The 9144-nt window shown below is 70.4% G+C and carries 3 protein-coding genes and 1 pseudogene; 1 reads left to right on the top strand and 3 read right to left on the bottom strand.

Translation table 11 applies throughout. The features are described 5' to 3' along the window. Positions 1–122: 122 nt before the first annotated feature. Positions 123–230: pseudogene (locus tag ABZ484_RS37675) on the top strand (succinyl-CoA--3-ketoacid-CoA transferase); the annotation flags it as partial. Between the two features lie 119 nt (positions 231–349). Here ABZ484_RS37675 and ABZ484_RS37670 read toward each other — a convergent pair. From ABZ484_RS37670 to ABZ484_RS37660, 3 genes are all read right to left on the bottom strand, one after another. After that, positions 350–1870, bottom strand: a complete 1521-nt coding sequence (locus ABZ484_RS37670) for a 4-hydroxyphenylacetate 3-hydroxylase N-terminal domain-containing protein (RefSeq protein ID WP_358870462.1) — start codon at positions 1868–1870, stop codon at positions 350–352. A 131-nt stretch (positions 1871–2001) separates the two neighbouring features. Next, positions 2002–4263 (bottom strand): LuxR C-terminal-related transcriptional regulator, encoded by a 2262-nt coding sequence (locus tag ABZ484_RS37665; protein ID WP_358870461.1) that lies wholly within the window; start codon positions 4261–4263, stop codon positions 2002–2004. 470 nt (positions 4264–4733) lie between these two features. Continuing rightward, complete coding sequence (locus tag ABZ484_RS37660; RefSeq protein WP_358870460.1) at positions 4734–8909, bottom strand: beta-galactosidase; 4176 nt, start codon at positions 8907–8909, stop codon at positions 4734–4736. Between the last annotated feature and the right edge of the window lie 235 nt (positions 8910–9144).

Here is a 9144-nt window from a genome sequence, read left to right as displayed (position 1 = left end):
ATGTTCGTCAAGGTGTTCGGCGGCGCCTTCAGCGTCGGTGAGCACTACATCGACTACGCGACGCCGGGTCTGCTCGTGATGGCCGTCAGCTACGGGGGAGGCGGCGGCCGAGGTGCCGGACGGGGCCTCACATCGATGTCGCCGTCCTGGGCACCATGTGGGTCTCCCGGCACGGCGACCTCACCGACTGGGCCCTACCCGTCAGGATGCTCGCCGGGATCGGCGAAGCCCGGGCTTTGCCGGGACCGCGGGGCCGTGAACGGTCACGCACGTCCCGCGCCTCACACCCCCAAACCGCCCAGGGCCGGGACCGACTGTGTCGGTCCCGGCCCCGGGTTCTGTGCTCCGGTCAGGACGCGTCCTGCCGGCGCGCGTAGTCTGCCTGCGCCATGTACTCGCTGTCCTGCGTGTCTTCCTGAGGGAGCTCGATCCCGCACACCCGGCGGGCCAGGTCGGCGATCGGCCCGCTCGGGGACAGCTCGGCCCGCTTCATGGTGAGCGTCCGGATGGCCAGCAGCGGAGTGCCGTTGAAGTTCTCGAACACGGCGATCCGGTTGCCCCAGTCGGAGAGGAACAGGTCCCGGATCACCCGGCTGATCTTCATCCGGTCGTGCGGCCGCCCGACCGGGCCCGTCTGAAGCGCCCGCAGCCACGGCTTGAGCTCGGGACGCTGCCACTGTCCCTCGGTCGGGAAGATCAGCGACGCACGGCCCGCCAGGTCGATGATCTCGTTCACCATGGTGCCGACGTTCTCCAGGTAGAAGGCCCGGCCGAAGTCGAACATCAGGACGTTCGGCTTGTAGAGGCCGCCCGGAGTCGTGAAGCCCTCGTCCTCGGAGGCGACGACATGGGCCTTGAGGGTCTGGTGGAACTCGGCGAACTTCGCCAGCCGGGTCTGGACCGGCGGCAGCTGATACGTGCCGATGTGCTCCGTGATGAGCAGGGCGAGCCCCAGCATCAGCTCGGCCCGCACCATCTGCCGGACCAGCGCCTGGTAGTGCAGCCAGTCGAAGACACGCTGCGGGTACAGCGAGGCGTGTTTCGGGTTGCCGATGTGGAACACACGGTTCCAGGGAATGAGCACGTCCTCGAACAGCAGGACGGCGTCGAGTTCGTCTCCCTGCGACGCAAGGGGATGCTCCTGCTCCTCGCCGTCCCTGACGTTGCTCTCACGGCAGATGACGGTCACCCCCGGGGCGTTCGTGGGAACGGCCCCGAAGATCACCTGCTCCGACTGGATGCCCGGCCGGAAGAACACTCCGATGTGGATCCAGTCGCCGAAGGCCGCTCCGGTGCTGATGGCCTTCACGCCCCGTACGGTGATGCCCTCCTCCGACGTGGCGACGACGCGCAGGGCCGGTGACTCGGCCTGGGCCGATTCCCGGGACCGGTCCGTCTGCGGGTCGACGAACGCGGGCGTGGTGTTCAGGTCTCCGTCCCGGACGAGGTTCCAGAAGTCGGCGATGCCCTCGGTCAGGTCCCGGCCGTCCGTGCCGACGGACTGGCTGCTCCAGGGCTCGGGGTCGTCGACGTAGGTGATCAGGACGTAGTTGTTGACGTCCGGGGTGCGGGGCGTGGATCCGCCGCCGAGCTCCCGCAGCACCGTCTCGATGTAGCGGCGCTTGCGCCGCAGGTCGTCCTTGGACCGGTGCTGGAACCACATCATCGACCGGCGCCGGCCCTCGTCGTCCACGAAGGTCATGACGTCCGCCAGGTCGGGCCGGTGGTGCAGGTCGTAGAACTCCGCGATGCGCTGTGCGTACGCCCGCGTCTTCGGATGGGTGGCCACATTGTCGATGAGCTCGTCGCCCACCCACACCTTGCGGCCGTCGTTGAGGGCTGCCAGATAGTCCTTGCCGGTTCGCAGCACGTCAGGCTCCTCGGGGTCGTCGGGAAGGGAACGACCTGATGGTGGACGCTGACGGGGTGACCGGTGCGCCCCGTCGGCCAATCACCCGGGTGATACGCGGTGCTCACCACGCCTCGCCCCGTGCTCGGCCGCTACAGGATCCCTCGTTCACGGGCCCGTGCCACGGCGCCGGGACGGCTGTGCGCGTCCAGCTTGCGGAAGACCGCCCTGACCTGGGTCTTCACGGTGTTGTGGGAGAGGTACAGCTCCGCGGCGATCTCACGCAGGGTCAGCGGACCGCACAACGCTCGCAGGACACGGCGTTCGGCGGCCGACAGTTCCTGGTCCCGGGGCTCCTCCCGCACCGTGACCACGGCGTCCGCCGCGTCCGACGGAGCCGGCAGCAGGGCGCTGAGAACCCCCGGGGACTCGCACCCCGTGGCGGTGACCACGGCACTGCGCAGCGCCGTTCGCGCCGCATCGCGGTCCCCGCGCCGGTCTTCCAGTCGCGACCGAAGCAGGTGACACAGGGCGCGGGCGTGCGGTTCGCCGCCCGGGCGCGCTGTGCCGGCAAGGGCCCGTTCGGCATGGGTCAGCGAGCGGTCCGCCTCGTCCAGGGCATGGGCGCTGAATGACGCACCCCCGCGGCTGACATGAGCCAACGCGGTCACGAAGTGGCCGCTCAGACCCGTCGCCTCGGCCGTCTCGAGGGCCTGGGCACCGAGGGTTCGGGCGTGTCCCAGCCGTCCGGAGAGTCCGGCGCAGGCGGCCTGGGCCGCGAGCGCCCGCACCAATACCAGCGCATGGCCCGACGCCCGTGCGCCGCGAGCCGCTTCACCGAGCCAGCTCTGCGACTGCTCGTAGTCCCCGTGCCACATCAGGGCAAGACCACGGGTGACGCATCCCAGCGCCCGCCAGCTCGTCAGAGGACCGGGTCCGCGCAACTGGGCAGCGGCGGACTCGGTGAGCCGGGCGGCCGTGAGGATCTCCCCTCGCGAGCAGGAGACCGCCGACCGCACGATGGCCGTCGTGTCCATTCCCTCGGACGCCCCGCCGAAGGTGACGGTCCCGGGACGGCGCGCGTCGGCCAGATCGAGCCACCAGCGGGCCGACTCCACGTCTCCCCCGGCGAGCGCGGTCATGGCGCCGACGACGCACAGCCTGGGATCCGCCGCGACCAGCTCCTTGGGCAGTTGCTCCAGCCAGGGCCCCACATCCGCGTGGCGCCCGGCGGCCACCGCGCCTTCCCACGCCCGCAGAACCGCCGAGGCCGCGGTCGTGAGGTCCGCGCCGAGAACCGCGTGCCGGACCGCGTGCGACGTCTGCCCGTGCTGCTCGAACCAACGTGCGGCAGCCTGGTGCAGGTGCACCGGTCCACTCGGCCGTTCGGCATCCACGGTCCCGGCCAGGACGGAGCGCAGGGCGGGGTGCAGCCGATGGGTCTCGCGTCCGGGCCCGAGGGGTACCAGGAACTGGACCGCCTGAGCGAGCTCCCGCAGCAGGGCGCCGGCCCGGGCCTGACCGGTCACTGCCCGGCACGGTCCGGGAGCCAGTTCGTCGAGCACACTGACATCCGCGAGGAAGTCCCGCTGCCGCGGGGTCAGGCGGTCGAGTACCTCGGCCCGGAGATAGTCCGAGATGGCCCCTTCCACACGGGCGAAGTCCTCCGGCTCCCCGGGAACCCTGCCCGGCCGGGCCATCATGTGCGCCGCCAGACCCAGACCTGCCGCCCAGCCCTCGGTGACGGCGTAGAGTTCCGCGAGCCGTCCGTCCGGCAGGGCTGAACCGCTGCTGCCCGCTCCCCCGCCCCCGAAGAATTCCTTCGCCTCTTCCGGTGTGAAACGCAGATCGTCGGGACCGAATTCGGCGACGCCGCCCCGGGCGCGCAGCGCCGGGATCGGGCCGCCCGCCACTCGCCGGGTCGCGATCACGACACGGAATCCCGGAGGAATCCAGGTGACGAAGTCGGCCAGGGTCCGCAGCGCCTCCCCGTCCGTGAGGAGCTCGAGGCCGTCGAGGATCAAGGTGGAAACCCCGTCGGCGACATCCCAGGGAAGGCCGCGGGCCGGGGCGCCGGGCCCGGCGAGTTCCACTCCGGAAGGGGCCAGGGGAGGGGCTCCGGCAGGGACCGTGGACGGCCCGGGGAGGGTGGGGCGCGTCTCGCGCAGCGCCCGTGCGACGCCCGCCCACAGACGCTCCGGCGCATTGTCCCGGACGTCGAGGTTGAGCCATGCGCACTCGCCCCGGGCCCGAGCCTCCTGCGACCACTCCGCCAGCAGCGACGTCTTGCCCGACCCGGCCGGTGCCGAGACGACCACGATCGGTGCGGAGGTGGCGTCCAGCCTCCGCAGGAGGCGGGGTCGTGAGATCCACAGGCTGGGCTGCGGCTGCGGGCGGAATGTGAATTCAGGCACGAGGGACGTCATGATCCTGCCCCGCTCCGGGATTGCAGTGGTCCGTCATTTCCGGTGCCGGCCGCTCTCACACGCCCGTGAATTCTTGTCGGCCCCCTGGCGATGAATTCTTGTCGGCCTTCCCTGTCGGTGAATTCTTGTCGGCCCTCCCTGTCGGGTCAACGGCCGCACCGAGCGATTGCTCGCTGTTCTCGATTCCTGGACCTTTCACGCCACGGTTGTGACGCGTTCGAGCGATGCCTTCGGGGCCGTCCGGACCGTCCCTGCGGTGACACCCTCCCCGGGCCGGCACGGGCATCACTCGTCCATGCGATGTCCCGGTCGGCCGAGTCACCATCGTGCGCCGGGCGGGTGCCATGAGGTCCGCGGTGTGGTCGGGGGCGTCCGCGACCCACGGGTCCTGAGGCCCGGCGGACGCCTGCGGCCGGGGGTCCGAGCCGCGCCGCCGCAGGCGTCCATGGGGTGCAGGCCTAACCGCACGTCAGCGTCGGCATCCCCCAGTCGCCGTGGTCGTTGCCGTTGCCGTCTCCGGCGTCGCCGACCTTCAGATCGACGACCTGTGCCCCGCTGACGTCGACGTCGATCGGCACCGCGGCCTGCCTGCCCCGGATCGTCGGCGTGGTGATCAGGGTCTTGCCGTCGGCGATCACGGAGAAGGTCACCGTCCCCGCGCCGCCGGTCTCGTCGTCGACGCCGACCTCCGCCGTCAGCCGCGAGCACTTTCCGGCGAGGTAGAGCTCGACGTCGCTGACCGAGTTGGTGCCCAGGCCCTTGGCGAAGCCGGCCCCGGCGATGCTGATCGGGCGGCCGTCCCCGGCCGCCTGCTCGCCGACGCTGCTGTCACGCTCCACCGGGCCCCACCCGTTGGTGGACGACAGGAACGGCAGGTCGCTCACGGCGCTCTGCCCGGTCGGCGGGGCGGGCGGAATGCCGCTGACGACGCGCTCGTCGCTCCCGGCGGCCGGCCGTCCCTTCTGCCGGAAGTGCACCGTGGCGGTGAGGGCCGAGGCGGAGGGCAGCTTCCCGGCCGGTGGCCGCACCTTCCAGCCGAAGGTGGCCGACTCGCCGGGGAGCAGGTGGTCCACCGACGCGGGGCTGGTGGCGCTCGCGCTCCAGCCCTCGGGCAGGGAGAGCGAGGCCGTGAGCCGGGAGGCGGACGGCCCGTCCTCGGGCAACCGCACCGTCGCCTCGGCCGTGAAGGCCTGTCCCGGCTCGGCGGTGTTCGGCGTGTCCAGGGTGACGTCCGCTCCGGGCCGCTTCGGCATCTCGTACGTCCGGTGGTCGTAGCGGGGGCTGTGGTTCTGGGCGACCCGCAGGGAGGAGGCGTAGGTGCCGTAGTCGGTGAGCGACACCTTGCCGAGCCCGCCGGTGCTGCCGTCCAGGTTCCACACGGCGATGGCGATGCTGTTCCGGCCGTTCGGATCCAGGATGCCGTCGGGCACGGGGAACGTGTGCTGCGGACCGAGGTAGTTGACGTAGTTGCCGACCTGCCAGCCGTTCACGAAGATCGTGGCGCGGTACTTGCGCGCGGGGTCGTCGGTGAACGTCAGGCCGAGGGAGGTGTCCTGGCCCCGGGGCAGGTCCAGGTCGACGTCGGTGCGGTACCACGAGACGCCGGCGCGGGTGTCGGCCGTCGGCAGGGACACCCGGCTCCAGTTTCCGTCCGGGTAGCCCGGCAGGGACCAGCCGGCCCGTTCGCCGTACAGGCCGCCCGTCGAGAGCGGGCCGCGCACCGGGTCCTGCGGGTCTTCGCCGCCCCGCACGCCCTGAAGCCGCCAGGTGACCGGGGTCAGCGGCGCCCCGACGAGGGAGGCGCTCGTCAGGCCGCGCGCGGTCTTGTTGCCGTTGGTCGAGTTGTAGTCCTCTTCGTGCCCCATGTTCACGGTCAGTACGGACAGGATGTTGTCGCCCTTCGCCTTCACCGATCCGGCCGGGAAGGTGAGGTCGGCGCTGCCGGTCGTGGAGCTGCCCAGGAAGGTGCCATTGAGCCAGGCGGAGAACGCCTGCGCCTTGCCGCCGGAGTCCGAGACGAGGTGAATGCCGGTCTCCTTGCCGGTGACGCGGAAGCGGCCGCGGTACCAGGTGTTGCCGGTGTGGAACCCGTAGTCGTCCGCGTAGAGCACCGGCAGGGAGTTGACGCCGGAGACGCTGTTGGTGGTCGTCTTGTCGGCCACCTGCCAGCCGGAGTCGTCGAAACCGGGGGACGCTTCGGGGGACTCCTCGGCGTGCTTCCAGTTCGTCAGCTCGGGCAGGTGGACGGGGGCCGCGACCGGGATCGTCCCGGTGAGGCTGCCGGTGTCGGTGACCCGGGTGCTCAGCGCCCTGCCGTTCCAGGTGACATGGCCGGCGGACGTGAACACCTCGATGTTCTTGTCATCGGCGTTGTCTCCGGTGAGTGCCACGGTGTGGCCGCCGTCGAGGCTGGTGGCCGTCCGCAGCAGGTGGGTGCCGCGCACGAGCACCGGGCCGCTCGCCGTGTCCTGGCGCCAGAAGGTCTCCGCGGTCGCCTTGTCGCCGACGAGCAGCAGCATGGGGCGCTTTCCGCCGCCGCTGATGCCGATGCGGATCAGGCCCTTGTGCGTGTAGTTCAGCCGCAGGTCGCCGGTGGCCGCGTCCCAGGTGGTCGTGACCGTGCCGCCGGTGGCGGTCACGGTGGGCTCGGAGGGGTAGCGCAGGACGGTCTCGCCGTCGGTCGCCGGGTCGCCGTAGAGGAGGGCGACCTCTCGGCTCCCGATGGTCGCGTGGGTCATGATCTCCGATGTCGAGTACTGCAACTGCGCGTCGCCGAGCCGGTAGTTGGCCACGATCACGTGCGAGTCGCGCCCGTCGAGGGTGATCGCGGTGTCCGGCTGCTGTGGGACGACCGGGTAGGTCGGCGTCGCGGTGGCGGCCGTCGGGACGTCGATGGCGTCGATGGACACGTAGTCGTCCGTGGACCCGGAGCTGTGGCTGCCGGCGACGACGATCTTCAGCGTGTGTTCTCCGGGTGTCAGGCCGGTCTTCTGAAAGATCACCGCCTGGTTCTCACCGCCGGAGTCGTCGACCGTGGCCGCCTTGGTGCCGTCCAGGTAGACGTCGGCGTAGCCGTGGTTGCCGGTCTTCGAGCCGATCCAGCGGATCGCGGTGCCGTCGAAGGGCACGGTGACCGAGTCACCGGCCTTGTTGGAGAACGACTCGGTGTGCTTGTAGTCGCCGCCGGTGTAGCTCTGGTCGGCCACGTGCGACCACGAACCGGTGTACCGCAGCGCGGCCTCGGGGTCGTCCCACGTGTAGGTGGTGTCCGTGGACGGCTGGGCGTTGAAGTCCAGGGCGATGTGGGTCCTGTCGACCGCCGTGGACGTGGAGTTGCCATGCCGCAGGACGTGGAACTGCGTCCCGGTGTCCGGGTTCATCCGGGCGGTGTCGACGACGGCCGGGTCGTCCGGCGGCGCGGCCTTGATCGCGTCGGTCTTGGTGAGCGGGGCGACCGACTGCGTGAAGTAGCCGATGAGCTTGTCCTCGTAGTACTTCGGGTCCAGTTGGCGGTTCTCGCGGATCGCGGCGCCGTAGTCGTAGGACGTGTAGTTCTCCGGCATGCCCAGCCAGCCCCAGTTCGTGCCGCCGTAGGTCATGTAGAAGTTCTGCGCGGTCGCGCCGACGGCTATGTTCTGCTTGTAGAACACGTTGGCGAACCGGTCGTTGATCAGCTGGGCGCACTTGTCGTAGCCCGGCCCGCCCCAGGGGTCGAAGGCGCCGCCCTGGAACTCCGGCGAGTACAGCGGCTTGCCCGCCGGGTGGTCGTAGGAGATGTCGGGAACGCCGTTCCACTTGGCGGGGTCGGAGCAGTTGAAGCCCTGCGGGTAGGAGTCCGGGCCGTCGACGTCCAGGGCGCCCGTGCCGGAGTTGAAGGTGCCGTTGTTGTTGCCGGTCAGCGGCACCGTGATGTCGTCGGCACGGGCCTTGTCCTCCAGGTGCTTCATGTAGGAGCGGCCCGCGTCCGAGCCGTTGTAGTACTCGTTCTCGACCTGGTAGGCGATGACCGATCCGGTGCCGTTGGTCAGCTGGTGGCGGGCGATGATCCGGTCGATCCGGGTCAGCCACTCGTCCGCGTACTTCAAGAACCGCGGGTCGTCGCTGCGGTTGTTGCCGGCCTTGGTGGTCAGCCATCCGGGCAGGCCGCCGCTGTCGACCTCCGCGTTGATGTACGGCGCCGGGCGCGCGATGACGTAGAGCCCGGCCTCCTCGGCCATGTCGAGGAGCCTGTCGACGTCACGTACCCCGCTGAAGTCGTACACACCCGGCTTCGGTGAGTGGTAACCCCAGTCGAAGTACAGGGACGTGGTGTTGAAGCCGGCGGCCTTCATCTTCTGGAAGATGTCGCGCCACAGGTCGGGGCTCGGGAGCCGGAAGTAGTGGAACTCCCCCGACCACAGGTAGGTGCGCTCGCCGTCCACGAGGAACGAGTAGCCGTCGAAGGTCACCGTGTGCGCCCGGGAGCCGGCGGCGGACGCGGCGGCGGACGCCTGCCCTCGGGAGTCCTCCCCCGCCACCGCGGGCGCGATCAGGCCCGTGGACAGGGCGATGGTCGCGGCCGTCGCGAGGATCCCCCTCCACCACCGGCGGCGGCCGGGTCTCGCATCCCCTGGTTCGACCCGTGTTCTGTGCACTGCGGCCTCCATACCGTCCGACCAATCAACTTCAAACAGACTCAGTCAAAGTCGAACAGTAAGGCGGCGCGAGGCGGCGCACAATGGGGCGAGCCGAACGCGGATCCGGCCAAGCCGCCGAGGCAGCCGGGGGCGAGCAACTTAGACGTCATCTCATTTGGTGAGTCTGCGGTAGCAGATGAGGGTGCAGGCGATGCCGGTGAAGGCAAGGAAGTGCTCGGCTTTGCGCTCGTAG

It is taken from the genome of Streptomyces sp. NPDC006393, assembly GCF_040628575.1.
In the GTDB taxonomy this organism is placed as follows: Bacteria; Actinomycetota; Actinomycetes; order Streptomycetales; family Streptomycetaceae; genus Streptomyces.
The sequence above is the reverse complement of the archived record's forward strand: the minus strand, read 5'-3'. Positions and strand labels throughout refer to the sequence as shown.